Consider the following 26,383-nt stretch of genomic DNA (forward strand, 5'->3'; position numbering starts at 1 on the left):
GGGCGGCACCGGGGGCCAAGGAGGCATACGTATGTGCGTCGCAGTCTGCTCAAGGGCTGCGGTACCCTAACGCCATGCGTGCCGTACGCCTTCTGCTTAGCGAGCCGCGCTGATCAGTCCCGACCGCCGGGCGAATCGGATGGTCGGCATCGGCGCGGCGTCCCCTCCTGTGCGAGGGGATTTTTCGTTTCCTGGGAAGCGCAGCCGCCGGCAGAGACGATCGATGGAGCTTTGAGGATCATGAGCGAGACGAACCCCGCTGCCACCGCTGCGACGTCAGCGGAGGTCGCGCCACACCGCTACACGGCCGCCATGGCCGCGGAGATCGAGGCACGCTGGCAGGACTTCTGGGACGCCGAGGGCACCTACGCGGCGCCGAACCCCGAGGGCGACCTGGCCGGCGACCCCGAGGTCGTCGCCCGCCCCAAGAAGTTCATCATGGACATGTTCCCCTACCCGTCCGGCGCCGGCCTGCACGTCGGCCACCCGCTGGGTTACATCGCCACCGACGTCTTCGCCCGCTTCCAGCGGATGACCGGCCACAACGTCCTGCACACCCTGGGCTTCGACGCCTTCGGCCTGCCCGCCGAGCAGTACGCCGTGCAGACCGGCACGCACCCGCGCGTGTCCACCGAGGCCAACATCGAGAACATGAAGGCCCAGCTGCGCCGGCTGGGCCTGGGCCACGACAAGCGCCGCTCGTTCGCCACGATCGACCCGGACTACTACAAGTGGACCCAGTGGATCTTCCTGCAGATCTACAACTCCTGGTACGACGACGAGGCGGACAAGGCCCGCCCGATCTCCGAGCTGATCGCCCAGTTCGAGACCGGTGAGCGCACCGTGCCCGGCCACACGCGCGCGTGGCACGAACTGAGCGCCGCCGAGCGCGCCGACGTCCTGGGCGGGTTCCGGCTGGCCTACGCCTCCGACGCGCCGGTCAACTGGTGCCCCGGCCTGGGCACCGTGCTGGCCAACGAGGAGGTCACCGCCGACGGCCGCTCCGAGCGCGGCAACTTCCCGGTCTTCAAGGCCAAGCTGCGCCAGTGGAACATGCGGATCACCGCGTACGCCGACCGGCTGCTGGACGACCTGGAGGAGCTGGACTGGCCCGAGGCCATCAAGCTGCAGCAGCGCAACTGGATCGGCCGCTCCGAGGGCGCCCGCGTCGACTTCCCCGTGGACGGCGAGCGGATCACCGTCTTCACCACCCGCCCCGACACCCTGTTCGGCGCGACCTACATGGTCCTGGCGCCCGAGCACCCCCTGGTGGAGAAGTTCACCCCGGAGGCCTGGCCGGAGGGCACCCACCAGGTGTGGACGGGCGGTCACGCCACGCCCGCCGAGGCCGTCTCCGCCTACCGCGCGCAGGCCGCGTCCAAGTCGGACGTGGAGCGGCAGGCCGAGGCCAAGGACAAGACCGGTGTCTTCATCGGCGCGTACGCGACCAACCCGGTCAACGGCGAGCGGATCCCCGTCTTCATCGCCGACTACGTCCTGATGGGCTACGGCACCGGCGCGATCATGGCCGTGCCCGCGGGCGACCAGCGCGACTTCGAGTTCGCGCGCGCCTTCGAACTGCCGGTCCACTGCATCGTCGAGCCGACCGACGGCCGCGGCACCGACACCTCGACGTGGGAGGACGCCTTCGCCTCCTACGACGCGAAGATCATCAACTCGTCCAACGACGAGATCTCCCTGGACGGCCTGGGCGTCGCCGACGCCAAGGCCCGCATCACCGAGTGGCTGGAGCGCCGCGGCATCGGCGAGGGCACCGTCAACTTCCGGCTGCGCGACTGGCTGTTCAGCCGCCAGCGCTACTGGGGCGAGCCCTTCCCGATCGTCTACGACGAGGACGGCGTCGCCCACGCGCTGCCCGAGTCGATGCTGCCGCTGGAGCTGCCCGAGGTCGAGGACTACAGCCCGCGCACCTTCGACCCGGACGACGCCGACACCCAGCCCGAGACCCCGCTGTCGCGCAACGAGGAATGGGTCCACGTCACCCTGGACCTGGGCGACGGGCGCGGCCCGCGCAAGTACCGCCGCGAGACCAACACCATGCCCAACTGGGCCGGCTCCTGCTGGTACGAGCTGCGCTACCTGGACCCGCACAACGAGCGCCGGCTGGTCGACCCCGAGATCGAGCGGTACTGGATGGGCCCGCGGGACGGGCAGCCGCACGGCGGCGTCGACCTGTACGTCGGCGGCGCCGAGCACGCCGTGCTGCACCTGCTGTACGCCCGCTTCTGGTCCAAGGTGCTGTACGACCTGGGGCACGTCTCCTCCGCGGAGCCGTTCCACAAGCTGTTCAACCAGGGCATGATCCAGGCCTACGTATACCGCGACAGCCGCGGCATCGCGGTGCCCGCGGCCGAGGTGGAGGAGCGCGACGGCGCGTACTACTACCAGGGCGAGAAGGTCTCCCGGCTGCTGGGCAAGATGGGCAAGTCCCTGAAGAACGCGGTCACCCCGGACGAGATCTGCGCCGAGTACGGCGCCGACACGCTGCGCCTGTACGAGATGGCGATGGGCCCGCTGGACGTCTCCCGGCCGTGGGACACGCGCGCGGTGGTCGGCCAGTTCCGGCTGCTGCAGCGGCTGTGGCGCAACATCGTCGACGAGACCACCGGCGAGACGACGGTCGTCGACGCCGAGGCCGACGAGGAGACGCTGCGCGCCCTGCACAAGGCGATCGACGGCGTGCGCCAGGACCTGGAGGGCCTGCGCTTCAACACCGCCATCGCCAAGGTCACGGAGCTGAACAACCACCTGACCAAGGCGGGCGGAGCGGTGCCGCGCTCGGTCGCCGAGCCGCTGGTGCTGATGGTCGCCCCGCTGGCCCCGCACATCGCCGAGGAGCTGTGGCGCCGCCTGGGCCACACCGACTCCGTCGTCCACCAGGACTTCCCGGTGGCCGACCCGGCGTACGTCGTCGACGAGACGGTGACCTGCGTGGTGCAGATCAAGGGCAAGGTCAAGGCACGGCTGGAGGTCTCGCCGGCCATCTCCGAGGAGGAGCTGGAGAAGGTCGCGCTGGCCGACGACAAGGTCGTCGCGGCGCTGGGCGGCGCCGGGATCCGCAAGGTCATCGTGCGGGCGCCGAAGCTGGTGAACATCGTTCCCGCGTGATGGTCCCTGCGTGACCGTTCCCGCATGACCGCTCCCGCGTGATCTTTCTCGCGTGATCTTCGCCTGGTGATCGGCCGACCGCCTCATCCGGGTGGTCCCCTACGGGCAGGTTCGGGGTTTTTCTGGAACTCCGGGCCTGCCCGTTGCGTTTACCGTGGAAGAGCGGCGCGGTGCGCGCCGTGACGCCGGAGGAGGAGCGCAGTGGAAGCAGTGATCGCAGTCCTCGCCCTGCTTTTCGTGCTCCTCGTGGTGCTCGGCGCCTACGCCACGGTGAAGGCGGTCGGCGCCGCCAAGCGGGGCGTGGACCGCACCCTCACCCAGGCCCGGCGCACGGTCGAGGACCACACGCTGCGGGCCAAATCCTTCGCCCAGCCCGGTCCGGCCGGCGAGCTGGCCCAACTCCGGCTGAAGCTGCGGGCGTCGATGCGCGCCACCCGGGACGCGCTGCACGCGGGCGTGCCCGAGGACGCGTCACTCAAGGAGGCCCTGGGCCTCTTCGAGCGTCTCAGCGCGTACGGGCACGAGCTGGACGACGAACTCAGGCGCCTGGAGTCCGAGCCGGACCGCAAGCGGCTCGTCGAGCGACTTCCCGCCCTGCGCGAGCGTGCCGAACGCGTCATCGGCTCGGCGGACTCGCTGCGTTGGGCGGCCCGCGACCGGGCCCGCCGCTTCGCCGACGACGAACTGGACGCGCTGAGCGCGCAGATCGACGTCGAGGCGGGCGCCCTGCGCCACTGGACCGAGCCGGAACACACCCCCGCCTCCGCTCCCGACTCGCGGCCCCGGACCCCGGCCGCCGACGGCCCGACGGCCCGGCAGACCTCCGCCGAGCCGCCCGCCCCAAGCCAGGCCCAGGAGCCGGCCCGGCCCGCCATAACCCCTCCGGTACGGCCTCCCGTCCACCCCTGGCAGAAGAAGGCCCGCCCGGAGACGACGACGTGATCCGGTCAAGGTATGCCCAGGTGAAAAGGGTCGTGCTGCCGTCCGGGCAGCACGCCAGGTAACCTCCAGCTCATGTCCCGCCATGTCGCGATCGTCACCGATTCAACGGCCTACCTGCCGCCGCGGACGATGGAGCGCCACGGCATCACAGCGGTCCCCCTGACGGTGGTCCTGGGCGACCGGGCGCTGGAGGAGGGCACGGAGATCTCCACCCGCTCCCTGGCCCAGGCACTGCAGAAGCGACGCCCCGTCACCACCTCCAGGCCCAGCCCGCAGGTCTTCGCCGAGACCTACCGCAAGGTCGCCGAGTCCGGGGCCACCGGCATCGTCTCCCTCCACCTGTCCGCCGAACTGTCCGGCACCTACGACGCGGCCGTCCTCGCAGCGCGCGAGGCGCCGGTCCCGGTGCGGGTGGTGGACACCGGCATGATCGCGATGGCGCTGGGCTTCTGCGCGCTCGCCGCGGCGAGGACCGCGGAGGGAGGCGGCACGGTGGACGAGGCGGTCACGGCCGCGGAGAAGCGGGCCTCCGGCACGTCCGCCTTCTTCTACGTCGACACCCTCGACTACCTGCGCCGCGGCGGACGGATCGGCGCCGCCCGAGCCCTGCTCGGCTCCGCGCTCGCCGTGAAACCGCTGCTCCAGCTGCGGGACGGCCGTATCGAGCCGCTGGAGAAGGTGCGTACGGCGTCGAGGGCGATCGCCCGCCTGGAGGAGATCGTGACCGACCGCGCCGCCGGCGCCGAGGTCGACATCGCCGTCCACCACCTCGCCGCCCACGACCGGGCGGAGGCCCTGGCGGACCGTCTTCGGGCACGGGTGCCCGGCCTGGCCGACCTGCATGTGAGCGAGGTCGGAGCGGTGATCGGGGCGCACACGGGGCCCGGACTGCTGGGGGCCGTGGTCTCGCCCCGGTGACGGGGCCGCGTCACCGCCTCCGCCGACGCCGCTGCCGCTCCTTTTCACCCACGTGGGTGGCCGAGTTGTCCACAACCGGGCGGTAGTCCACGGATTCCGGGCAAGATCATCGCGCGGTGGGCGAGGTGCCCGATCCTCGACGCATGGCACTTCGATCACGTTCACGGACAGCGACCGCGACCAGTGGCCCGGGGCGGGGCCCTGCCTCCGACAGCCGGGTCCGCCATCGCCGAGCACCCGGCCTCGGCGCCGCCCGGCACCGGCGCGCCTCGGCGGACGAACTCCGCCGGCGTGCCGGGGCGCTCTTTCCCGAACGCGCCGGCGCCGCAGGGGAGTCGGGGACCGGACCGCCGGGTGCGCGGGGGCGGGGAGGGGATGCCGGGAGCACCGGCAGGTCTGCGGATGCGTCACCCGGGGCACCTGGGGAGGGCCCGCCGACACCGGTCGCCTCCGCGGATGCGGACGCGGCAGCGGATGCGGAGGTGGAGACGCGAGCAGACACGGAGGACGCGGGCGGGGACTGGCGGGGGCGGGCCGGGGCGGTGCTGCGGGAGCGGATGCCGCTGTGGGTGCAGACGCGGTGCGGGCTGGAGCGGCGCAGCGTGTTCGCGCTCGCGGTGTTGCTGGTCCTCACGGCCGTGTTCGCCGTCCAGCACTTCTGGGCCGGCCGTACACAGTCCGTGCGGGCGCCCGAGGTGGTGCGGGCGGTGGCTGCCGCCGGGGAACGGGCCGCCGCAGGCGCACGCGCGTCCGGTGGCCCGGCGGGGGCGGCGCCGAGTGCCCGGGGGTCTGCCGGCGCCGAGATCGTGGTGGACGTCAGCGGCAAGGTGCGCGACCCGGGAATCCACCGACTGCCCGCCGGTGCACGAGTCGTGGACGCCCTGCGGGCGGCGGGCGGGGTACGCCCGGGCACGAGGACCGAAGGGCTCAACCAGGCCCGCTTCCTGGTGGACGGCGAGCAGGTCGTCGTCGGCGGGCCGGTCCCCCCGCCGGTGCCGGGCGGCGGTCCGGCCGGGCCGGCGGGGCCGGCAGCGGGGACGGGGGCGGCCGGTGCGCCGGTGTCCCTCAACACGGCCACGGCGGACCAGCTCGACGCCCTTCCGGGCGTGGGACCGGTGCTGGCCCGGCACATCGTCGACTACCGCACCCAGCACGGCGGCTTCCGCTCGGTCGACGAACTGCGCGAGGTCAACGGCATCGGCGACCGACGCTTCGCCGATCTGCGCAACCTCGTACGGCCATGAGCCCCGCCCACGACATCCCGCCCGGGCACGCTTCCGGCGCCGGGGTGGACAGCCGCCGGCGTCCGGTGTCCCGTCGAGCCGTTCACGCCGGTTCCGGGCGACGGCTCGGGGACGCCCATCCGCGCCAGGAAGGGCCCGCGGACCTGCGGCTCGTACCGCCCGCGGTCGCGGTCTGGGCCACGGCCGCGCTGACGCTGGACGCCCGGTGGGGGTGGATCGTCGGCGTCGTGGCCGTGTGCCTCGTGGCGGCCGGTCTGCTGCTGCCGATGCGGGCAGCTGTACGAGCACGTGCCCGGACCTCGCGTGGTGCCTGGCCGCGCGTCTCGCTCGCCGCCGTTCTGCTCTGCGCCGCCGCGGCCGCCGTCTCGGCCGGGTTGCACGGCGCCGATCTGCGGCGCGGGCCGGTGCCCGCGCTGGCGCGGCAGTACGCCACGGTGACCGCAGAGGTGGAGGTCGCCTCCGATCCGCGGCTCACCCGGCCCCGGATCACCGGGGACCGTGCCGCTCCGGCCGCCGTCCTGATCGAGGCCGACGTGCGGCGGGTGACCGAGGCGGACGGGACGGCGATGACGACGCGGACACCGGTGCTGCTCGTCGTCGATGTCCGAACGGGAGGCATCCGAGCGGGAAGCAGAAGCAGGGGAGCCGCCGTCGCGGGTGCGGCCGACGCCGCTCGCGCGTCGCCGTGGCTGGGCCTGCTGCCCTCCACCCGTGTCCGTGTCACGGCGCGGGTGGTGCCCCCGCTGGCGGGCGGCGGCAGAGTCGCGGGCGTGCTGCGGTTACGGGGACAGATCGCGCCGGACGTGGTGGGGGAGCCGTCGCGCGCGCAACGGTTCGCCGGACGACTGCGCGCCGGGTTGCGCGAGGCGACCGACGCGCTGCCGGCGGACGCCCGGGCGCTGCTGCCGGGACTGGTCGTCGGGGACACCTCGCGGATCACCCCGGAACTCGACGAGGCGTTCAAGGAGACCGACCTGGCGCACATGCTCGCCGTGTCCGGCAGCAACCTCACGATCATCCTCGCCCTGCTCGTCGGGCCGCCCGGCCTGGCCCGGCTGGCGGAGCGGCGCGGTCTCGCGCCCCGCCTCGGCATCCCCCTGCGGACGACCGCGCTGCTCGGCGGGGCGCTCACGCTCGGATTCGTCGTCGTGTGCCGGCCGGACCCGAGCGTGCTGCGGGCGGCGGCCTGCGGAGCGGTCGCGCTGCTCGCGCTGGCGACCGGCCGCCGCAGATCCCTGATCCCCGCGCTGGCGACGGCCGTTCTCCTGCTGGTGCTGTACGACCCGTGGCTGGCCCGCAGTTACGGCTTCCTGCTCTCCGTGCTGGCCACCGGAGCCCTGCTCACCCTCGCGCCGCGCTGGAGCGAGGCGCTGCGGCGCCGCGGACTCCCGCCCAGAGCGGCCGAGGCGCTGGCCGCGGCGGGCGCCGCGCAGGCCCTGTGCGCACCGGTCGTCGCCGTGCTGTCGGCGCGCGTGAGCCTCGTGGCGGTGCCGTGCAACCTGATCGCGGAGCTCGCGGTGGCGCCGGCCACGGTGCTGGGGTTCGCCGCGCTGGCGACGGCACCGGTGGCGTTGCCCGTCGCCAAGGCGCTCGCGTGGTGCGCGAGTTGGCCCGCCGAGTGGATCGCGGGCGTGGCCCGCACGGGGGCGGCGCTGCCCGGCGGGGGAGTGGACTGGCCGGGGACCTGGGGCGGTGCGGCGCTGCTCGGCCTGGTCACGCTGAGCGTCCTGGTCCTCGGCCGGCGGCTGCTGAGGCATCCGTGGTGGTGCGGGGCCCTGGGGGTGCTGCTCGCCCTGGTGGTGGTGCAGCCGCCGCCGCTGACCAGGGTGATCACGGGCTGGCCGCCGCCGGGATGGCGGCTGGTGATGTGCGACGTGGGGCAGGGGGACGCGATGGTGCTCGCGTCGGGGGCGGGCAGCGGCGTCGTCGTGGACGCCGGGCCCGACCCCACGCTCGTCGACCGCTGCCTGCGCACGCTCGGCATCACGAGGATCCCGTTGGTGGTGCTGACCCACTTTCACGCGGACCATGTCGCCGGGCTGCCGGGCGTGTTGCGTGGCCGGTCGGTGGGCGGGATCGAGACGACCGGCTTTGAACAGCCCGCCGATCAGGTGGAGTTCGTGCGGAAGGAGGCGGACGCCGGGCGCATCCCGCTGAGCCGCGCCGTCGCCGGGGAACGGCGGCGCACCGGCCCGCTGTCCTGGCAGGTGCTGTGGCCCCCGGTCGGCCCCACGCCCGACCCGGACGGGCCGAACGACGCCAGCGTCACCCTGCTGGTCCGTTCGGCTGGGTTGCGTCTGCTGCTGCTCGGAGACCTCGAACCCCCGGCGCAGCAGGCGCTGTCGAGGTCGCCGGAGGGTGCGCTGCTGGACGGTGTGGACGTGCTGAAGGTCGCGCACCACGGTTCGGCGTACCAGGACCCGGAGCTGATACGCCGGGTGGCGCCGCGGCTGGCGCTCATCTCCTGCGGCGCGGACAACCCGTACGGGCATCCGGCGCCCAGCACGGTGGCGGCGCTGCGGGCCGGGGGCGCGGTGGTGGTACGGACGGACCGGGACGGGGCGCTCGCGGTGGCCGGGACCGGCACGGGCCTGCGGGTGGCGGAATACTGACGGCATGTCGTTCTCGTCCCTGTGCCGAGTCTTGCCACGTCTCGACCGTGAGCCCGGCGGGGTGGCGGAGAATGGGCTCGTGAGCGACGTGAGACATGTGCTGGTGCTGCCCGACCGTGACGCCGCGCAGGAGGCGGCCCGGGCGTTGGGGGAGCGGTTCGGGACCGACGAGGAGCCGGAACTGGTGCGGGACGCCCTGGCCGGCGAGGACGATGCCGAGGACGCGCAGTGGCTCGTCGTTCTGCGAGACGCGGAGTCGCGGCTGGACGCGGCGGAGCTGGACGCGTTCGCCGGGGAGTGGGACGGCTGGCGCGAGGAGCCGTAGGCCGCCGGGCCATGGCGCGGAGATGGGCCATGGCGCGGACACGGGCCATGGCGACGACGTGGGCTGCGAGGCGGACGCGGGCCCTGGGGCCGACATGGGCCGCGGGGCGGTGCGGGCTGCGAGGCGGACGTGGGCAGTGGGGCGGACGCGGGCCCTGGGGCCGACACGGGCCGCAGGGCGGTGCGGGCAGCGACACAGTGCCCCGACCTCGATGTCGGTGCCGCATGCCATGCTTGTCGCGATGGCCAGGAAGACTGCGAACGACGACCCTCTCGCCCCGGTGACCCTTGCCGTGGGCCAGGAGGACCTGCTGCTCGACCGTGCCGTGCAGGAGGTGGTGGCCGCAGCCCGGGCCGCCGACGCCGACACGGACGTACGGGACCTCACCTCGGACCAGCTGCAGCCCGGCACACTCGCCGAGCTGACCAGCCCCTCGCTCTTCGCGGAGCGCAAGGTCGTGGTCGTGCGCAACGCGCAGGACCTGTCCGCCGACACGGTCAAGGACGTGAAGGGGTACCTCGGCGCGCCCGCCGAGGAGATCACCCTCGTGCTGCTGCACGCGGGCGGCGCCAAGGGCAAGGGCCTGCTCGACGCGGCCCGCAAGGCGGGCGCGCGGGAGGTGGCGTGCCCGAAGATGACGAAGCCGGCCGACCGGCTGGCCTTCGTGCGGGGGGAGTTCCGGGCGACCGGCAGGTCCGCCACCCCCGAGGCGTGCCAGGCGCTCGTCGACGCGATCGGAAGCGACCTGCGCGAGCTGGCGTCCGCGGTCTCCCAGCTGGTCGCCGACGTCGAGGGGACCATCGACGAGGCGGTCGTCGGGCGGTACTACACCGGGCGGGCCGAGGCGTCGAGCTTCACGGTCGCCGACCGCGCCGTGGAAGGGCGGGCGGCCGAGGCCCTGGAGGCGCTGCGCTGGGCGCTGGCGACGGGCGTCGCGCCGGTGATGATCACCAGCGCCCTCGCGCAGGGCGTGCGGGCGATCGGCAAGCTGTCCTCCGCCCGCGGGGGACGGCCCGCCGATCTGGCGCGGGAGCTGGGCATGCCGCCGTGGAAGATCGACCGGGTGCGCCAGCAGATGCGGGGCTGGACCCCGGACGGGGTCGCGGTCGCCCTGCGCGCGGTCGCCGACGCCGACGCCGGGGTCAAGGGCGGCGGGGACGACCCCGGCTACGCCCTGGAGAAGGCGGTGGTCACCATCGCCCGCGCCGCGCGCAGCCGACGGTAGGAGCCCCAGCCCCGCCCCCCGGGAAAGGACGAAGCCCCGCCTCCCTGCCCCTGGGGAGGGGGAGAGGAGACGGGGCCTTCGGTGAAGCCGGTGAGTCCGTACCCGCGTGGCGAACGCAGGCCGCGTACGGACTCGGGATGCCGGACGGGAGCGGATGAGAGAGGGCCCGCTCGATTCCCTCCGGCGGTCAGATCAAGAGCTGGTGTCAGCCCTTGAGGGACGCGACCTTGGCAGCCAGCGCCGACTTCTTGTTGGCGGCCTGGTTCTTGTGGATGACGCCCTTCGAGACGGCCTTGTCGAGCTGACGCGCGGCAGCGCGCTGGTACTCGGTGGCCTTCTCGACGTCACCCGCGGCAGCGGCCTCGCGGGCCTTGCGGATCGCGGTCTTCAGGGAGGACTTGACGGCCTTGTTGCGCAGCCGGGCCTTCTCGTTGGTCTTGATCCGCTTGATCTGGGACTTGATGTTCGCCACGAATGAGCCTTTTCAGGTTCAGGCACGGGGCCGCAGGGGTCCCGTGCCAGGTGATTTCTTGAGAGTGCCTCGCGCTGAGAGGGCATGAGACACAGCCACCCAGGCTACCAGCGGCCGCCCGAGTGGCCCAAACCGGTCGCCGGTCCGCGCGCGTGGGACCATGGAGGCTACGTATCGATCCGACCCGAGGCATAAGGCGCCTCAAGAGACAGGACCCTGCGTGCCCGCGACCCCTAACAATGTGCCCGAGCCGAGCCGTACCGCCCCGGCTCTGATCCGCAATTTCTGCATCATCGCGCACATCGACCACGGCAAGTCCACGCTCGCCGACCGGATGCTCCAGCTGACCGGCGTCGTCGAGCAGCGGCAGATGCGCGCCCAGTACCTCGACCGCATGGACATCGAGCGCGAGCGCGGCATCACGATCAAGTCCCAGGCCGTGCGCCTGCCCTGGGCTCCCACCGACGACCCGGGCAACACGCACATCCTCAACATGATCGACACCCCGGGGCACGTCGACTTCACGTACGAGGTCTCGCGGTCGCTCGCCGCCTGCGAGGGGACCATCCTCCTCGTCGACGCCGCCCAGGGCATCGAGGCGCAGACCCTCGCCAACCTCTACCTGGCGATGGAGAACGACCTCACGATCATCCCGGTGCTCAACAAGATCGACCTGCCGGCCGCGCAGCCGGAGAAGTTCGCCGAGGAGCTCGCCAACCTCGTCGGCTGCGAGCCCGGTGACGTGCTGAAGGTCTCCGCCAAGACCGGTCTGGGCGTCGAGGCGCTGCTCGACAAGGTCGTCGCCGAGATCCCGGCCCCGGTCGGCGTCGCGGACGCCCCCGCCCGCGCCATGATCTTCGACTCCGTGTACGACTCCTACCGCGGCGTCGTGACGTACGTCCGTGTCATCGACGGCCAGCTCAACAAGCGCGAGCGCATCCGGATGATGTCGACCGGCGCCACCCACGAGCTGCTGGAGATCGGCACCAACTCGCCGGAGATGCTGCCCGCCGACGGCCTCGGCGTCGGCGAGGTGGGCTACCTGATCACCGGTGTGAAGGACGTCCGCCAGTCCAAGGTCGGCGACACCGTCACCAGCCAGCACAAGGGGGCCACGGAGGCGCTCGGCGGTTACAAGGACCCCAAGCCGATGGTCTTCTCCGGCCTGTATCCGCTGGACGGCTCCGACTACCCCGAGCTGCGCGAGGCGCTGGACAAGCTCCAGCTCAACGACGCCGCGCTGGTCTACGAGCCGGAGACCTCCGCCGCCCTCGGCTTCGGCTTCCGCGTCGGCTTCCTGGGTCTGCTGCACCTCGACGTCATCCGGGAGCGCCTGGAGCGCGAGTTCGGTCTCGACCTGATCGCCACCGCGCCCAACGTGGTCTACCGCGTGATCATGGAGGACGGCACCGAGGCGGTCGTCACCAACCCGAGCGAGTTCCCCGAGGGCAAGATCGACGAGGTGTTCGAGCCCGTCGTGCGGGCGACGATCCTCGCGCCGACCGAGTTCATCGGCGCGATCATGGAGCTGTGCCAGACCCGGCGCGGCACCCTGCTCGGCATGGACTACCTCTCCGAGGACCGCGTCGAGATCCGCTACACCCTCCCGCTCGCCGAGATCGTCTTCGACTTCTTCGACCAGCTGAAGTCCAAGACGCGCGGTTACGCCTCGCTGGACTACGAGCCCACCGGCGAGCAGTCCAGCTCGCTCGTCAAGGTCGACATCCTGCTGCACGGCGACAAGGTGGACGCCTTCTCCGCGATCACCCACAAGGACCAGGCGTACGCGTACGGCGTCCGGCTCGTCGCCAAGCTCAAGGAGCTCATCCCGCGGCAGAACTTCGAGGTGCCGGTGCAGGCCGCCATCGGTTCGCGGGTCATCGCCCGCGAGACCATCCGCGCCATCCGCAAGGACGTCCTCGCCAAGTGCTACGGCGGCGACATCTCCCGCAAGCGCAAGCTGCTGGAGAAGCAGAAGGAGGGCAAGAAGCGGATGAAGATGGTCGGTTCGGTGGAAGTTCCGCAGGAGGCCTTCATCGCCGTGCTGAGCAGCGATGACAGCGCGGGGCCGGCCAAGGGCAAGAAGTAACCGCCGCCCGCCGCCGCCGACACGGCAAACCGGGCGCAACGGGGGTCCGCCGCACGAAAGCGCGGCGGGCCCCCGCGCGTGCGTGGCGTCGCTCTCCGTACGAAGTGACAGTCCGCCGCCCCTTACGAACCGGGCGGTCGGGCCGTACTCTGATCCCTGCTCAATAGTTACTCGTGAGTTAAACAACGCGTCGCGGGTAAGAACCAGCCGTACTGAGTCAGCCCTACTGAGCCGGCCTCGCCGAGCCGGCCGTACTGAGCCAGCCGCACCGTCGCGGGTCCCGGAGGATGTCGTGAGCGACACACAGACACTGATCGAGAACCGTCCGCCGTCCGTGGCGGCCCTCTTCCTGGAGCGTGTGGCGGCCACTCCGGACGCCGAGGCCTACCGCTACCCCGTTCCGCCCGCATCGGGCACGGGTCCCGACGACTGGAAGTCGCTGACCTGGGCGCAGTCCGCCGATCGGGTGTACGCCATCGCGGCCGGGCTGATCGAACTCGGCGTGCAGCCCGAGCAGCGCGTCGCGCTCGCCTCCTCCACCCGCCTGGAGTGGATCCTCGCCGACCTCGGCATCATGTGCGCCGGGGCGGCCACGACGACCGTCTACCCGCAGACCAATGCCGAGGAGTCGGCGTTCATCCTCTCCGACTCCGAGAGCCGGGTGCTGATCGCGGAGAACGCCGAGCAGCTGGCCAAGGCCCTGCAGAAGCGTGCCGAGCTGCCCGAGCTGACCCACGTCGTGGTGATCGACGAGGACGGCGTGGAGACCGGCGACTGGGTGCTCACCCTCGCCGAGCTGGAGAGCCGCGGAGCGGCGCACCTGGAGAAGAACCCGAACCTGATCCGGGAGCGCGTCGGCAAGATCACCAAGGACCAGCTCGCCACCCTCATCTACACCTCCGGCACCACCGGCCGGCCCAAGGGCGTCCGCCTCCCGCACGACAACTGGTCGTACATGGCCAAGGCGATCTCCGCGACCGGGCTGATCAGCGCCGAGGACGTGCAGTACCTGTGGCTGCCGCTCGCGCACGTCTTCGGCAAGGTGCTGACCTCCGGCCAGATCGAGGCCGGCCACGTCACGGCCGTCGACGGCCGCGTCGACAAGATCATCGAGAACCTGCCGGTCGTGCAGCCGACCTACATGGCCGCCGTGCCGCGCATCTTCGAGAAGGTCTACAACGGGGTCGCCGCCAAGGCCCGCGCGGGCGGCGCCGCCAAGTACAAGATCTTCCAGTGGGCCGCCGAGGTCGCCCGCGAGTACGCCAGGACCGCCCAGGACAACTTCCGGCGCACCGGCACCGCCTCCGTACCCTTCGGGCTCGGCGCCAAGCACAAGGTCGCCGACGCCCTCGTCTACGCCAAGATCCGCGAGGCCTTCGGCGGCAGGCTGCGCGCCTGCGTCTCCGGTTCCGCCGCCCTCGCCCCGGAGATCGGCTTCTTCTTCTCCGGCGCCGGCATCCACATCCTGGAGGGCTACGGCCTGACGGAGTCCTCCGCCGCCTCCTTCGTCAACCCCGGCGAGGCCTACCGCACCGGCACGGTCGGCAAGCCGCTGCCCGGCACGCAGGTGCGCATCGCGGACGACGGCGAGATCCTGCTGCGCGGCCCCGGCATCATGCAGGGCTACCACGGGCTGCCCGAGAAGACCGCCGAGGTGCTGGAGCCGGACGGCTGGTTCCACACCGGCGACATCGGCGAGCTGTCGCCCGACGGCTACCTGCGCATCACCGACCGCAAGAAGGACCTCATCAAGACGTCCGGCGGCAAGTACATCGCGCCCGCCGAGGTCGAGGGACAGTTCAAGGCCGTGTGCCCGTACGTGTCCAACATCCTCGTGCACGGCGCCGACCGGAACTTCTGCACGGCGCTCATCGCCCTGGACGAGCCGTCCATCCTGGAGTGGGCGAAGGACAACGGGCTGGCGGGCAAGCCGTACGCCGAGGTGGTGGCCGCGCCGGCCACCGTCGAGCTGGTCCAGGGCTACGTCACGCAGCTCAACGAAGGGCTGCAGCGCTGGCAGACGATCAAGAAGTTCCGCCTGCTGCCGCGCGACCTCGACGTCGAGCACGGCGAGATCACGCCGAGCCTGAAGCTGAAGCGGCCGGTCGTCGAGCGGGAGTACAAGCACCTCATCGACGAGATGTACGCCGGCACGCGCGAGGCGTGAGACCGGCGCACGGCGGGCGGGCGGAGCGTTCAGGCGGTCCGCCCGCCCGCCGTGACACGTCGATCACCTGCTCGGGGCGGTCAGAAGGCGCGGCCCGGATGCTCGAACCCGCTCGGGATTGCGCCCCTCTTCGAGCACACGCGGAGCAGTTTCCGTACTCATGCCGACCTCCTTCGGTAACCCGCTGCTTACGGGCGCATTCGCTCTGTCACTCTGTCGGTGTCGACTGAGGCGTATGCGTGCTGACCGCTCGGGGAGCTGGACATGGAGGTCGTTCCGAGGCGACGGGAGACCGCTCCCGGTGTGCCCGATGCCTGCGGTGTCTGCGACGCGTCGGCGCGCCGCGGCGGGCGCCGGCCCGCGGAGGACGTCGCGGCGGGCGCGACCCTGCCGCCCGGCCCCGACGCGCCGCGCTCCGCCCGCGACCTCGTGCGCGCCGCGCTCACCGAAGCGGCCCGGGCCGGGCGGCCCGGCACCGGGTACCTCACCGAGCGCCTCGTCGAGGACGTCCTCGTCGTCGTCAGCGAACTCGTCACCAACGCCGTCGTGCACGCGGGCACCGAGGTCGAGGTGGTCTGCCGGGCGGAGGAGGCGACCGGCGCCGTCGTCGTGGAGGTCTCCGACCGCCACCCCTCCCGCGCCCCGCGCGACCCCGTCACCGAGCCGGCGCACGAGACGGAGTACGGCCGCGGCCTGCACCTGGTCGCCACGCTCGCCGAATCCTGGGGCGTCACCTTCCGCAGGGGCGCCAAGACGGTGTGGGCGCGGCTGCCCGCCGACGGCAGCGCCACTGAGGGCCGGACCGGCGAGCCGGCCGACCGGCCCGCCCCGCAGCACGACCTCGCCGTCGCCGGGTTCCTCGCCCCCGAGCCGCCGCTGTTCCCCGCCCCGCTCCGGATCCCGCTCCCGGCGCGGTTCCAGGTGCAGCTCCCGGCCACGCCTCCGCTCCCGCTGCCCGCCGCGCTCCGGGCGGCGGACGTCCGGCGTGCCGAGCGCGACCGGGACTGGCTGGGCCGCGGCGCCCTGTCGTTCCTCGCGGAGGCCTCCGACCTGCTCGCCGGGCAGCTCGACGAGAACCTGGTCGCCGCGCTCGCCGGCCAGCTGATCGTGCCGCGGCTCGCCGACTGGTGCGCGATCTGGCTGGAGGACGAGATCACCGGCCGCGCGGGCCGGTCGGCCGACGGTACCCCCGGCACCGGACCGCGGCTCGCCCGCGTCTGGCACAGCAGCGAGAACCGCATCGAGGAACTCCGCCGCGTCCTGGAGAAGGCCCCGCCCCGCCGCCGGGAGCCCCCCGGGAAGTCGGGGCCCGCGCCCTACGCCTGGCCCGGCGAGGCGCTCGGGCCGGGCGAGGCGGCCGGCACGGCACTCGCCCACCCCCTGATCGCGGGCGGCCGGCCGCTGGGCACCCTCGTGATCGGACGCGCCGGACTGCTCAGCTTCCCCGACGAGATCACCGGACTGGTCGAGGACTTCAGCCGCCGGGTGGCGCTGGCCGTCGGGGCCGCCCGCCAGTACGCCCGCCAGGCCACCATCAGCCGCGTCCTGCAGCGCGGCCTGCTGCCCACCGCCGTCGCCGAGATCCCCGGCGTGCGCAGCGCCCTCGTCTACGAGCCCTGCGACAAGGGCGGGCCCAGCGGCGACTTCTACGACCTCTTCCCGGCCGGCGACGGCCGATGGTGCTTCGCGGTCGGCGACGTGCAGGGCAAGGGCCCCGAGGCCGCCGTCGTCATCGGTCTCGTCCGGCCCTGGCTGCGGCTGCTCGCCCGCGAGGGCTACCGCGTCGCCGACGTGCTGGACCGGCTCAACCGGCTGCTCCTCGACGACGCGATGGAGGCCGCCGACGCCGCCGCCCGGGCCCTGGTGCGGCCGCCCGGCCCCGGCGACGGCCCGCAGACCCGCTTCCTCTCCGTCCTGTACGGCGAGCTGATCCCCTTCGAGGGCGGCGTCCGCTGCACCCTCGCCTCCGCCGGGCACCCGCTGCCGCTGCTGCTCGGGCCCGACGGCGGCGTCCGCACCGTAGCCCGGCCGCAGACGCTCATCGGCGTCGTCGAGGACGAGACGTACACCAGCGAGACGTTCGAACTGCGGCCCGGCGACAGCCTGCTGTGCGTCACCGACGGCGTGACGGAGCGGCGCTGCGGCTCGCGCCAGTTCGACGACGCCGACGGGCTCGCGACGGCCCTCGCCGGATGCGCCGGGCTGAGCGCCCGCCGCATCGCCGAGCGCATCCGGCGGCTGGTGCACGAGTTCGGCGGCGACGCCCCGGACGACGACCTGGCGCTGCTGGTGCTCCAGGCGGAGTAGCGGAGTAGCGGAACCGAGCGGCGGAACAGCTGAATGGCGGATGCCCGCGGCGACCGGCCCACGGCCCGCGCCCCGGACCGGCGCCCGCGCGGGTACGGGACAATGGAGCACATGCCTTCCGCACTCCCCGACGGCGAGCCCGTCCCCGCCGACGGCGCCCTGCCCGCGCCCGCGCTCGCCGGGGCCGCCGACCGCCCCCTCGGGTTCTACCTGCACGTCCCGTACTGCGCGACCCGCTGCGGCTACTGCGACTTCAACACCTACACCGCGACCGAGCTGCGCGGCACCGGCGGCGTCCTCGCCTCCCGCGACAACTACGCGGACACGCTGATCGACGAGATCCGGCTGGCCCGCAAGGTGCTCGGCGACGACCCGCGGGAGGTCCGCACGGTCTTCGTCGGCGGCGGCACCCCGACCCTGCTGGCCGCCGCCGACCTGGTACGGATGCTGGGCGCGATCCGCGACGAGTTCGGCCTCGCGGCGGACGCGGAGGTCACCACGGAGGCGAACCCGGAGTCGGTCGGCCCGGCGTACCTGGCCGCGCTGCGGGAGGGCGGCTTCAACCGGGTCTCCTTCGGCATGCAGAGCGCCCGGCAGCACGTCCTGCGGGTCCTCGACCGCACCCACACCCCCGGCCGCCCGGAGGCCTGCGTCGCCGAGGCCCGCGCGGCCGGCTTCGCGCACGTCAACCTCGACCTGATCTACGGCACCCCGGGCGAGTCGGACGACGACTGGCGGGCTTCGCTCGACGCGGCGATCGGCGCGGGTCCCGACCACGTCTCGGCGTACGCCCTGATCGTCGAGGAGGGCACACGGCTCGCCCACCGCATCCGCCGCGGCGAGGTCCCGATGACCGACGACGACGTGCACGCCGACCGCTACCTGATCGCGGAGGAGACCCTGTCGGCGGCCGGCTTCGGCTGGTACGAGGTCTCCAACTGGGCCACCTCCGAGCAGGCCCGCTGCCTGCACAACGAGCTGTACTGGCGCGGCGCCGACTGGTGGGGCGCGGGTCCCGGGGCGCACTCGCACGTCGGCGGGGTGCGCTGGTGGAACGTCAAGCACCCCGGCGCCTACGCGGCGGCCCTCGCGGCCGGGCGCTCGCCGGGGGCCGGCCGCGAGCTGCTGTCCGACGAGGACCGGCGCGTGGAGCGGATCCTGCTGGAGCTGCGGCTGCGGGACGGAGTACCGCTGTCCCTGCTGAAGGAGGACGGCCTGGCGGCCTCCCGGCGCGCACTGGCGGACGGCCTGCTGGAGAGGACGCCGTACGACGAGGGACGGGCGGCCCTCACCCTGCGGGGCCGGCTGCTGGCGGACGCGGTGGTCAGGGACCTGGTGGACTGATCACCCGGCGGAGTGAATCACTGCGGAACGCCGGTCCGGTCCCTAACCTGGTTCGTAGGCTGCCGCCGTACACGCGGCGGCGAGAGCGGAGGACCACGGAGATGACCGCTGCGGATGATCGCCGGGTGCATGAGGCATTCGAGAACCTGGAGGTTCCCGAGGGCTTCAAGGCTGAGCTCATCCGGGGGGAAATCGTGATGATGGCCGGGCCCGACAAGGTCCACAACCGCATCGTGCAATCGGTGCAGGACCAGATCCCCTCCGGGCGGTGGGAGCGGCTGCAGACGCAGGACATCGCGTTCCCGGACGAGGACAGCGAGCCCCAGCCGGACCTCGTGGTCATGGAGATCGGCGCCGACGACACCCCGGGCCGGCTGGTCCCCGCGGACGCCGTGACGATGCTGGTCGAAGTGGTCTCCAAGACCAGCGTCCACCGGGACTACGTCGAGAAGCGGTCGATCTACGCCGCGGGCGGCGTCCCGGTGTATCTGGTCATCGATCCCTTCCGGGCCAGGTGCCTGGTGCTGGCGGAGCCGACCGGCAGGGGCCTGGCGGCGGACTACCAGTACGAGCGCACCCGCAAGTTCGGCGACCCGGTGCCGCTGCCGATCGTGGGGGTGGACCTCGACACCAGCGGGTTCGGCACCCTGCCGCCTCTCACGGCTGAGCCGTGACGAAGTCGATCAGCTCCTCCACCCGCCCCAGCAGCTCCGGCTGCAGGTCCTTGTAGGACTCCACCCGCGCCAGGATCGCCTGCCACACGGCGCCCGTGTTGTCCGACGGCCAGCCCAGCGCCCGGCACACGCCCGTCTTCCAGTCCTGCCCGTGCGGCACGCGCGGCCAGCCCGCGATGCCCAGGGAGGACGGCTTCACCGCCTCCCAGACGTCGATGTACGGATGGCCGACGACCAGCGCGTGCTCGCTGGTCACCTGCTGCGCGATCCGCCACTCCTTCGACCCGGGGACCAGGTGGTCGACCAGGACGCCCAGCCGCGCGTCCGGGCCCGGCGCGAACCCGGCCACGATCGACGGCAGGTCGTCCACGCCCTCCAGGTACTCCACCACCACGCCCTCGACGCGCAGGTCGTCGCCCCACACCTTCTCGACCAGCTCCGCGTCGTGCCGTCCCTCGACGTAGATGCGCCCGGCGCGGGCCACGCGCGCGCGTGCGCCGGGCACGGCGACGGAACCGGACGCCGTACGGGTGGGCCGCAGCGGGCCGGAAGACGGCTTGACGAGGGTCACCGGGCGGCCCTCCAGCAGGAACCCGCGCGGCTCCAGCGGGAACACCCGGTGCTTGCCGAAGCGGTCCTCCAGGGTCACCGTGCCCGCCTCACAGCGGATCACCGCCCCGCAGAAGCCGCTCCCGGGCTCCTCGACCACCAGGCCCGGCTCCGCCGGGACCTCCGGCGCGGGCTGGGTCTTCTTCCACGGAGGGGTCAGGTCCGGAGAGTACTGGCGCATTCGAACGACGATAGGAGAACCGTCCCGCCGATCACCGCGACACGCCGAAACGGTCCGCCAGCGCGTCCCGCTGCGCCCGGACGAACGCCGCGTCGACCACCGCCCCGTGACCGGGCACGTACAGCGCGTCCTCGCCGCCGAGGTCGAGCAGCCGGTCCAGCGCGGCCGGCCATCGCGACGGCACGGCGTCCGGGCCCGCCTGCGGCTCGCCCGACTCCTCGACCAGGTCCCCGCAGAAGACGACCTCCGGCGTGCCCGGGACCAGCACGACCAGGTCGTGGGCGGTGTGCGCCGGGCCCACGTTCGCCAGCAGCACCTGCCGGCCGCCGCCCAGGTCGAGCGTCCACTCGCCGCTGACGTGATGGCGGGGCGCGGCGAGCGCGTCCACCGCCTCCTCGGCCAGCCGCGCGTCCAGCCCGCACCGCACCGCGTCCGCGCGCAGCTCCTCGCGTCCGTGCCGCCCGGTGAACACCGCGTCGGCGCCGACCGCCCCGAACACCTCCGCGCCCGCGAACGCCGCCGTCCCGAAGACATGGTCGAAGTGGGGGTGGGTGAGAGCGAGATGGGTCACACGGTGACCGGCCAGCCGCTGCGCCTGCGCCCGCAGCCGCGCCCCCTCCGGCAGGCTCGACCCCGCGTCGACCACCAGCGCCGTGTCAGCCCCGACGACCAGCCCGGCCGTGCAGTCCCAGCCAGGAAGCCGGCACCGCCCGACCCCGGCCGCCAGCCGCTCCCACCCGAGCTCTTCCCAAGTCACCGTCATACCGCGACGCTAGCCGTACGGACCCGCCCCGGCAGGACCGACCTTGCCCAGTCAGTACCCCACCGCCGTACACTGGGCCGGGGAACGCTGGCACTCGGACACGCAGAGTGCCAGGCAAGGCGTCAGGGGACGACTTTCTGGAGGTGTGCGCCATGCTGAGTGAACGACGGCTCCAGGTATTGCGCGCCATCGTCCAGGACTACGTCGGCACCGAGGAGCCGGTCGGGTCGAAGGCCCTGACCGAGCGGCACAACCTCGGCGTGTCCCCGGCGACCGTGCGCAACGACATGGCGGCCCTGGAGGACGAGGGGTACATCGCCCAGCCGCACACCAGCGCCGGGCGCATCCCCACCGACAAGGGCTACCGGCTGTTCGTCGACAAGCTCGCGGGCGTCAAGCCGATGAGCGCCCCCGAGCGGCGCGCGATCCAGAACTTCCTCGACGGCGCCGTCGACCTCGACGACGTCGTGGCGCGCACGGTGCGGCTGCTCGCGCAGCTCACCCGGCAGGTCGCCGTCGTGCAGTACCCGTCGCTCACCCGGTCCACGGTCCGGCACGTGGAACTGCTCTCGCTCGCCCCCGCGCGCGTGATGCTGGTGCTGATCACCGACACCGGCCGGGTCGAGCAGCGCATGGTCGACTGCCCGGCGCCGTTCGGCGAGGCGTCCCTCGCGGACCTGCGGGCGCGGCTGAACAGCCGGGTCGCGGGCCGCCGGTTCGCGGACGTCCCGCGGCTGGTGGAAGACCTCCCCGAGGGCTTCGACGTCGAGGACCGCGGCACCGTCTCGACGGTGCTGTCCACCCTCCTGGAGACGCTCGTCGAGGAGAACGAGGAGCGGCTGATGATCGGCGGCACCGCCAATCTGACCCGCTTCGGACACGACTTCCCCCTCACCATCCGGCCCGTCCTGGAGGCCCTGGAGGAGCAGGTCGTCCTCCTCAAACTCCTCGGCGAGGCAGGCGATTCGGGCATGACCGTGCGCATCGGGCACGAGAACGCCTATGAAGGACTCAACTCCACGTCCGTGGTCTCGGTCGGCTACGGTTCGGGCGGCGAGGCAGTCGCCAAGCTCGGCGTGGTCGGACCGACCCGCATGGATTACCCGGGAACGATGGGAGCGGTACGCGCAGTGGCACGGTACGTCGGACAGATCCTGGCGGAGTCGTAAGTGGCCACGGACTACTACGCCGTTCTCGGCGTGCGCCGCGACGCGTCGCAGGAAGAGATCAAGAAGGCCTTCCGGCGGCTCGCACGCGAGCTGCACCCGGACGTCAACCCCGATCCGAAGACCCAGGAGCGGTTCAAGGAGATCAACGCCGCCTACGAGGTGCTGTCGGACCCGCAGAAGAAGCAGGTCTACGACCTCGGCGGCGACCCGCTCTCGCAGTCCGGCGGCGCCGGCGCGGGCGGCTTCGGCGCGGGCGGCTTCGGGAACTTCTCGGACATCATGGACGCCTTCTTCGGCACGGCGTCCCAGCGCGGCCCGCGCTCGCGCACCCGGCGCGGCCAGGACGCGATGATCCGCCTGGAGATCGACCTCGACGAGGCGGCCTTCGGCACCACCAAGGACATCCAGGTCGACACGGCGATCGTCTGCTCCACCTGCAACGGTGAGGGCGCCGCGCCGGGCACCTCCGCCCAGACCTGCGACATGTGCCGCGGCCGCGGCGAGGTCTCCCAGGTCACCCGGTCCTTCCTGGGCCAGGTCATGACCTCGCGCCCCTGCCCGCAGTGCCAGGGCTTCGGCACGGTCGTGCCCACCCCCTGCCCGGAGTGCGCGGGCGACGGCCGGATCCGCTCCCGCCGCACGCTGACCGTCAAGATCCCGGCCGGCGTCGACAACGGCACCCGCATCCAGCTCGCGGGCGAGGGCGAGGTCGGCCCCGGCGGCGGCCCGGCCGGCGACCTGTACGTCGAGATCCACGAACTGCCGCACCCGATGTTCCAGCGGCGCGGCGACGACCTGCACTGCACGGTCACCATCCCGATGACCGCGGCCGCCCTCGGCACCAAGGTCCCGCTGGAGACCCTCGACGGCCTCGAAGAGGTCGACATCCGCCCGGGCACCCAGTCCGGCCAGTCGATCCCGCTGCACGGCCGGGGCGTCACCCACCTGCGCGGCGGCGGCCGGGGCGACCTCATCGTCCACGTCGAGGTGCAGACCCCCACCAAGCTCGACGTCGAGCAGGAACGCCTGCTGCGCGAGCTCGCCAAGCTGCGCGGCGAGGAACGCCCGCAGGGCCAGTTCCAGCCGGGCCAGCAGGGCCTGTTCTCCCGGCTCAAGGACGCCTTCAACGGGCGCTGACCACACGGGACGCCCCTGGCCCGGGCCAGGGGCCCGTCCCGATTCGGACTTGTACACGGGACGTGACAACATGCGGTCATGTCCTCCGCACTGACCGATCTCTGCCCCCATCCGATCGTGCAGGCCCCCATGGCGGGCGGCGTCTCCGTGCCCCACCTCGCCGCCGCCGTCTGCGCGGCCGGCGGGCTCGGCTTCCTCGCCGCCGGGTACAAGACCGCCGACGGCATGTACCAGGAGATCAAGCAGCTGCGGAGCATCACCGACCGGCCCTTCGGCGTGAACCTCTTCATGCCGCAGCCCGACCACTCCGACCCCGCCACGGTGGAGCTCTACGCCCACCAGCTGGCCGGCGAGGCCTCCTGGTACGACACCGAGCTCGGCGACCCCGACAACGGCCGTGACGACGGCTACGACGCCAAGCTCGCCGTGCTGCTCGACAACCCGGTGCCGGTGGTCTCCTTCCACTTCGGCGTCCCCACCCGCGACGTCCTCGACTCCCTGCGCCGCGCCGGCACCTTCACCATGGCCACCGCGACCACCGCGGAGGAGGCCCTCGCCGTGCAGCGGGCCGGCGCCGACGCGGTCATAGCCCAGGGCGTCGAGGCCGGCGGCCACCAGGGCACCCACCGCGACGTCCCGGAGAACGACCGCGCCGGCATCGGCCTGCTGTCCCTGGTCGCCCAGATCCGCGAGACCGTGAGCATCCCGGTCGTCGCCGCCGGCGGCATCATGCGCGGCAGCCAGATCGCCGCCGTCCTCGCCGCCGGCGCGTGCGCCGCCCAGCTCGGCACCGCCTTCCTGGTCACCCCGGAGTCCGGGGCGAACGCCGTGCACAAGCAGGCGCTGACCAACCCCCTGTTCGTCCGCACCGAGCTGACCCGCGCGTTCTCCGGCCGCCCGGCCCGCGGCCTGGTCAACCGCTTCCTGCGGGAACACGGCCCGTACGCGCCCGCCGCCTATCCCGACGTCCACCACCTCACCGCGCCGCTGCGGAAGGCGGCGGCGAAGGCCGGCGACGCGCAGGGCATGGCGCTGTGGGCCGGGCAGGGCCACCGGATGGCCCGGGAGCTGTCCGCGGGACAGCTGGTGGAGGTGCTGGCCGCCGAACTCGAGGAAGCGAGAGCGGCGCTGTCGGAAGGCGGTGTGCGATGACGGCCCCGGTGTTCGTGCTCGATCCGCTGGTCCTGCCGGACCACCGCGGCGGGGAGTACGTCCTCGACGGCCCGGAGGGACGGCACGCCGTCTCCGTGAAGCGGATGCGGCCCGGCGAGGAGGTCGTCCTGACCGACGGCCGCGGACGCTGGACGGAGGGCGTCGTCAAGGCCGCCGAGGGCAAGGACCGCCTCGTCGTCACGGACCTCGGGAGCGTCCGCGAGGAGCCCCCGGCGCAGCCCCGCATCACCGTCGTGCAGGCCCTGCCCAAGGGCGACCGGGGCGAGCTGGCCGTGGAGACGATGACCGAGACCGGCGTCGACGCGATCGTGCCGTGGACGGCCTCCCGCTGCGTCACCCAGTGGAAGGGCGAGCGGGGCCTGAAGTCCCTCGCCAAGTGGCGGGCGACCGCCCGGGAGGCCGGCAAGCAGTCCCGCCGGGTCCGCTTCCCCGAGGTCGCGGACGCGGCGACGAGCAAACAGGTTGCCGCACTTCTCGCCAAGGCCGACCTCGCCGCAGTGCTGCACGAGGACCGCGCCTACCCCAGCGAGCCGCTCGCCACCGCCGAACTCCCCGCCGAGGGCGAGATCGTGCTGGTCGTCGGCCCCGAAGGGGGCGTCTCCCCGGAGGAGTTGGCGCTGTTCGAGCAGGCGGGGGCGAAGGCGTACCGGCTGGGCCGCAGCGTGCTGCGCACCTCCACCGCCGGCACGGCGGCGACCGCCCTGCTGCTAGGCCGCACCGGCCGCTGGTCCTGACCGCCCCTCCTGAACGCCCCCTCCTGACGCCCCAGGGAGACCCCGTGGAACTCGCCCAAGTCCGGCTCCTCGTCAGCGACTTCCCCGCCTGCTACCGCTTCTACGCCGAAGTCCTGGGGCTGAAGCCGCAGTCGGGGGCGACCCGGGGACCGTACGAGAAGTTCAGCCCGGCGGCCGGCTCCGCGGGCATCGCCCTGCAGGACCGGGCGATGATGGCGGAGATCCTCGACGAACTGGGCGGACCGGCGAACGGACACCGCTCCCTGGTGGTGCTGCGCGTCGACGACCTGAACGCCTACTGCGAACAGATCACCGGCCGCGGAGCGACCCTGCTGCACGGCCCGGCCGCCATGACGGACCGCATGCGCGTGGCCCATCTCAAGGACCCCGAGGGCAACGTGGTGGAACTTCAGGAGTGGCTCCTGCTGCGCACCTGACGGCCGTACTTCAGGGCGGTCGCGGACGACGCGCGACCGCCCCGCAAGAGCCGCCCGGGGGCGCGTTCGTGGCCGTATGCGCTCTACCGCGCCGGCCTGGTCGGTGGCAGGCTGCCCTTCATGGGGGCGTTGAGGCGTAACTGGCGCCGGCCACGCGGGTCGCGGGCGGCGGCCGTGGCCGGGATCGTGGTGGCGGGCGTCGGCGGGATCGTGGCCTGCGATCCGGGCGGACTGAGCTCCGCGGCGGTCGCGTACACCACCGACCAGACGGCGACCAAGGCGCTGGAGCGGCAGAAACTCGACGTGCAGTGGCTGAGCTGCACCGCCAACTACGGCAACGACGCCAAGAGTTCCAAGCCCACGGCGAGCGAGACCGGCGTCGCCGACGTCGACTGCCAGGGCCGGACCAAGGACGGCCGGAAGATCACCGTCACCGGCACCGTCACCCGCGCCGTGAACGGCGCCTGCGTGCGCGGCGACCTCACCGCCAAGGTGGGCGGCAAGGTGCGGTTCCACGTGAGCGGGCTCGGCAACTGCGACGCCACCCCGTCGCCCGTCGGCAACAACCCGACGGCCGGGCAGCCCGGGCCCGCCGCCACCGTCACGGTCACCCGCACCATCTGGTGCGAGAGCGACCCGCAGTGCCGGCCGGTCGAGGGCAAGTGACGGCCCGGCCGGGCGCGCCGGCGAGTGATCCAACGCCCCCTGTCGCGCGGCGCCGCGGCTGCATAG

The 26,383-nt window shown here is 73.0% G+C and carries 21 protein-coding genes; 18 read left to right on the forward strand and 3 right to left on the reverse strand.

The features are described 5' to 3' along the window. The first annotated feature begins 240 nt into the window (after positions 1 to 240). The 7 genes from leuS to holA all read left to right on the forward strand — a co-directional run bounded on the left by leuS (position 241) and on the right by holA (position 10,395). Positions 241 to 3,129: a leucine--tRNA ligase gene (gene leuS / locus AB0G63_RS07830; protein ID WP_360745930.1), complete on the forward strand. Its 2,889-nt coding sequence runs from the start codon at positions 241 to 243 to the stop codon at positions 3,127 to 3,129. Positions 3,130 to 3,330: 201 nt separating this feature from the next. Next, positions 3,331 to 4,071, forward strand: a complete 741-nt coding sequence (locus AB0G63_RS07835; RefSeq protein ID WP_360745933.1) for a hypothetical protein — start codon at positions 3,331 to 3,333, stop codon at positions 4,069 to 4,071. Between the two features lie 72 nt (positions 4,072 to 4,143). Beyond that, positions 4,144 to 4,989 (forward strand): DegV family protein, encoded by an 846-nt coding sequence (locus tag AB0G63_RS07840; protein ID WP_351886939.1) that lies wholly within the window; start codon positions 4,144 to 4,146, stop codon positions 4,987 to 4,989. A gap of 143 nt (positions 4,990 to 5,132) precedes the next feature. Beyond that, positions 5,133 to 6,233: a ComEA family DNA-binding protein gene (locus AB0G63_RS07845; protein ID WP_360745937.1), complete on the forward strand. Its 1,101-nt coding sequence runs from the start codon at positions 5,133 to 5,135 to the stop codon at positions 6,231 to 6,233. Then, the gene (locus AB0G63_RS07850; RefSeq protein WP_360745940.1) at positions 6,230 to 8,845 is read left to right on the forward strand and encodes a ComEC/Rec2 family competence protein; all 2,616 of its coding nucleotides are present in this window, start codon (positions 6,230 to 6,232) and stop codon (positions 8,843 to 8,845) included. Before AB0G63_RS07845 ends, AB0G63_RS07850 begins: the two co-directional genes overlap by 4 nt. Before the next feature lie 79 nt (positions 8,846 to 8,924). Further along, a complete protein-coding gene (locus AB0G63_RS07855) occupies positions 8,925 to 9,170 on the forward strand; it encodes a hypothetical protein (RefSeq protein ID WP_360745943.1) in 246 nt (81 codons plus the stop codon). 241 nt (positions 9,171 to 9,411) lie between these two features. Beyond that, complete coding sequence (gene holA, locus AB0G63_RS07860; protein ID WP_360745946.1) at positions 9,412 to 10,395, forward strand: DNA polymerase III subunit delta; 984 nt, start codon at positions 9,412 to 9,414, stop codon at positions 10,393 to 10,395. 205 nt (positions 10,396 to 10,600) lie between these two features. Here holA and rpsT read toward each other — a convergent pair whose 3' ends face one another. Further along, positions 10,601 to 10,867: a 30S ribosomal protein S20 gene (gene rpsT, locus AB0G63_RS07865; RefSeq protein ID WP_086168781.1), complete on the reverse strand. Its 267-nt coding sequence runs from the start codon at positions 10,865 to 10,867 to the stop codon at positions 10,601 to 10,603. 220 nt (positions 10,868 to 11,087) lie between these two features. On the opposite strand from rpsT, the gene lepA reads away from it, so the two are divergent. The 5 genes from lepA (at position 11,088) to AB0G63_RS07890 (ending at position 19,448) form a co-directional block, all read left to right on the forward strand. After that, positions 11,088 to 12,956 (forward strand): translation elongation factor 4, encoded by a 1,869-nt coding sequence (gene lepA / locus AB0G63_RS07870; RefSeq protein WP_360745950.1) that lies wholly within the window; start codon positions 11,088 to 11,090, stop codon positions 12,954 to 12,956. Between the two features lie 292 nt (positions 12,957 to 13,248). Next, positions 13,249 to 15,123: an AMP-dependent synthetase/ligase gene (locus AB0G63_RS07875; RefSeq protein ID WP_360745954.1), complete on the forward strand. Its 1,875-nt coding sequence runs from the start codon at positions 13,249 to 13,251 to the stop codon at positions 15,121 to 15,123. A gap of 264 nt (positions 15,124 to 15,387) precedes the next feature. Next, positions 15,388 to 17,430 carry a SpoIIE family protein phosphatase gene (locus AB0G63_RS07880; protein WP_360745957.1) on the forward strand — a complete coding sequence of 681 codons (2,043 nt, stop codon included), beginning with the start codon at positions 15,388 to 15,390 and terminating at the stop codon, positions 17,428 to 17,430. 111 nt (positions 17,431 to 17,541) lie between these two features. Beyond that, entirely contained in the window at positions 17,542 to 18,774 is a 1,233-nt protein-coding gene (gene hemW / locus AB0G63_RS07885; RefSeq protein ID WP_360745960.1) for a radical SAM family heme chaperone HemW, read from the forward strand. A 101-nt stretch (positions 18,775 to 18,875) separates the two neighbouring features. Beyond that, a complete protein-coding gene (locus tag AB0G63_RS07890) occupies positions 18,876 to 19,448 on the forward strand; it encodes a Uma2 family endonuclease (RefSeq protein ID WP_360745963.1) in 573 nt (190 codons plus the stop codon). On the opposite strand, the gene AB0G63_RS07895 is transcribed toward AB0G63_RS07890, so the two are convergent. After that, entirely contained in the window at positions 19,432 to 20,238 is an 807-nt protein-coding gene (locus AB0G63_RS07895) for a DUF3097 domain-containing protein (protein ID WP_360745965.1), read from the reverse strand. The genes AB0G63_RS07890 and AB0G63_RS07895 overlap by 17 nt on opposite strands. A 31-nt stretch (positions 20,239 to 20,269) precedes the next feature. Next, on the reverse strand, positions 20,270 to 21,001 hold the full coding sequence (locus tag AB0G63_RS07900; RefSeq protein WP_360745968.1) for an MBL fold metallo-hydrolase: 732 nt from the start codon (positions 20,999 to 21,001) through the stop codon (positions 20,270 to 20,272). A 152-nt stretch (positions 21,002 to 21,153) separates the two neighbouring features. On the opposite strand from AB0G63_RS07900, the gene hrcA reads away from it, so the two are divergent. The 6 genes from hrcA (at position 21,154) to AB0G63_RS07930 (ending at position 26,317) form a co-directional block, all read left to right on the forward strand. Continuing rightward, a complete protein-coding gene (hrcA, locus tag AB0G63_RS07905) occupies positions 21,154 to 22,170 on the forward strand; it encodes a heat-inducible transcriptional repressor HrcA (protein ID WP_360745971.1) in 1,017 nt (338 codons plus the stop codon). Next, entirely contained in the window at positions 22,171 to 23,307 is a 1,137-nt protein-coding gene (gene dnaJ / locus AB0G63_RS07910; protein ID WP_324784318.1) for a molecular chaperone DnaJ, read from the forward strand. A 78-nt stretch (positions 23,308 to 23,385) separates the two neighbouring features. Then, a complete protein-coding gene (locus AB0G63_RS07915) occupies positions 23,386 to 24,459 on the forward strand; it encodes a nitronate monooxygenase (RefSeq protein WP_360745975.1) in 1,074 nt (357 codons plus the stop codon). Beyond that, complete coding sequence (locus AB0G63_RS07920; protein ID WP_360745978.1) at positions 24,456 to 25,214, forward strand: 16S rRNA (uracil(1498)-N(3))-methyltransferase; 759 nt, start codon at positions 24,456 to 24,458, stop codon at positions 25,212 to 25,214. Before AB0G63_RS07915 ends, AB0G63_RS07920 begins: the two co-directional genes overlap by 4 nt. 44 nt (positions 25,215 to 25,258) lie before the next feature. Then, on the forward strand, positions 25,259 to 25,651 hold the full coding sequence (locus AB0G63_RS07925) for a VOC family protein (RefSeq protein WP_360745981.1): 393 nt from the start codon (positions 25,259 to 25,261) through the stop codon (positions 25,649 to 25,651). A 120-nt stretch (positions 25,652 to 25,771) separates the two neighbouring features. Further along, a complete protein-coding gene (locus tag AB0G63_RS07930; RefSeq protein ID WP_360745984.1) occupies positions 25,772 to 26,317 on the forward strand; it encodes a hypothetical protein in 546 nt (181 codons plus the stop codon). Positions 26,318 to 26,383 lie beyond the last annotated feature (66 nt).

It is taken from the genome of Streptomyces sp. NPDC020996 (assembly GCF_040641355.1).
Classification (GTDB): domain Bacteria; phylum Actinomycetota; class Actinomycetes; order Streptomycetales; family Streptomycetaceae; genus Streptomyces.

Bases quoted from the DNA above. Each gene is read 5' to 3' on its own strand.
- leuS (WP_360745930.1), top strand. From the start codon at position 241: ATGAGCGAGACGAACCCCGCTGCCACCGCTGCGACGTCAGCGGAGGTC.
- AB0G63_RS07840 (WP_351886939.1), top strand. From the start codon at position 4,144: ATGTCCCGCCATGTCGCGATCGTCACCGATTCAACGGCCTACCTGCCG.
- AB0G63_RS07845 (WP_360745937.1), top strand. From the start codon at position 5,133: ATGGCACTTCGATCACGTTCACGGACAGCGACCGCGACCAGTGGCCCG.
- AB0G63_RS07850 (WP_360745940.1), top strand. From the start codon at position 6,230: ATGAGCCCCGCCCACGACATCCCGCCCGGGCACGCTTCCGGCGCCGGG.
- holA (WP_360745946.1), top strand. From the start codon at position 9,412: ATGGCCAGGAAGACTGCGAACGACGACCCTCTCGCCCCGGTGACCCTT.
- AB0G63_RS07880 (WP_360745957.1), top strand. From the start codon at position 15,388: ATGGAGGTCGTTCCGAGGCGACGGGAGACCGCTCCCGGTGTGCCCGAT.
- hemW (WP_360745960.1), top strand. From the start codon at position 17,542: ATGCCTTCCGCACTCCCCGACGGCGAGCCCGTCCCCGCCGACGGCGCC.
- AB0G63_RS07890 (WP_360745963.1), top strand. From the start codon at position 18,876: ATGACCGCTGCGGATGATCGCCGGGTGCATGAGGCATTCGAGAACCTG.
- AB0G63_RS07895 (WP_360745965.1), bottom strand. From the start codon at position 20,238: ATGCGCCAGTACTCTCCGGACCTGACCCCTCCGTGGAAGAAGACCCAG.
- AB0G63_RS07900 (WP_360745968.1), bottom strand. From the start codon at position 21,001: ATGACGGTGACTTGGGAAGAGCTCGGGTGGGAGCGGCTGGCGGCCGGG.
- hrcA (WP_360745971.1), top strand. From the start codon at position 21,154: ATGCTGAGTGAACGACGGCTCCAGGTATTGCGCGCCATCGTCCAGGAC.
- AB0G63_RS07915 (WP_360745975.1), top strand. From the start codon at position 23,386: ATGTCCTCCGCACTGACCGATCTCTGCCCCCATCCGATCGTGCAGGCC.
- AB0G63_RS07920 (WP_360745978.1), top strand. From the start codon at position 24,456: ATGACGGCCCCGGTGTTCGTGCTCGATCCGCTGGTCCTGCCGGACCAC.
- AB0G63_RS07930 (WP_360745984.1), top strand. From the start codon at position 25,772: ATGGGGGCGTTGAGGCGTAACTGGCGCCGGCCACGCGGGTCGCGGGCG.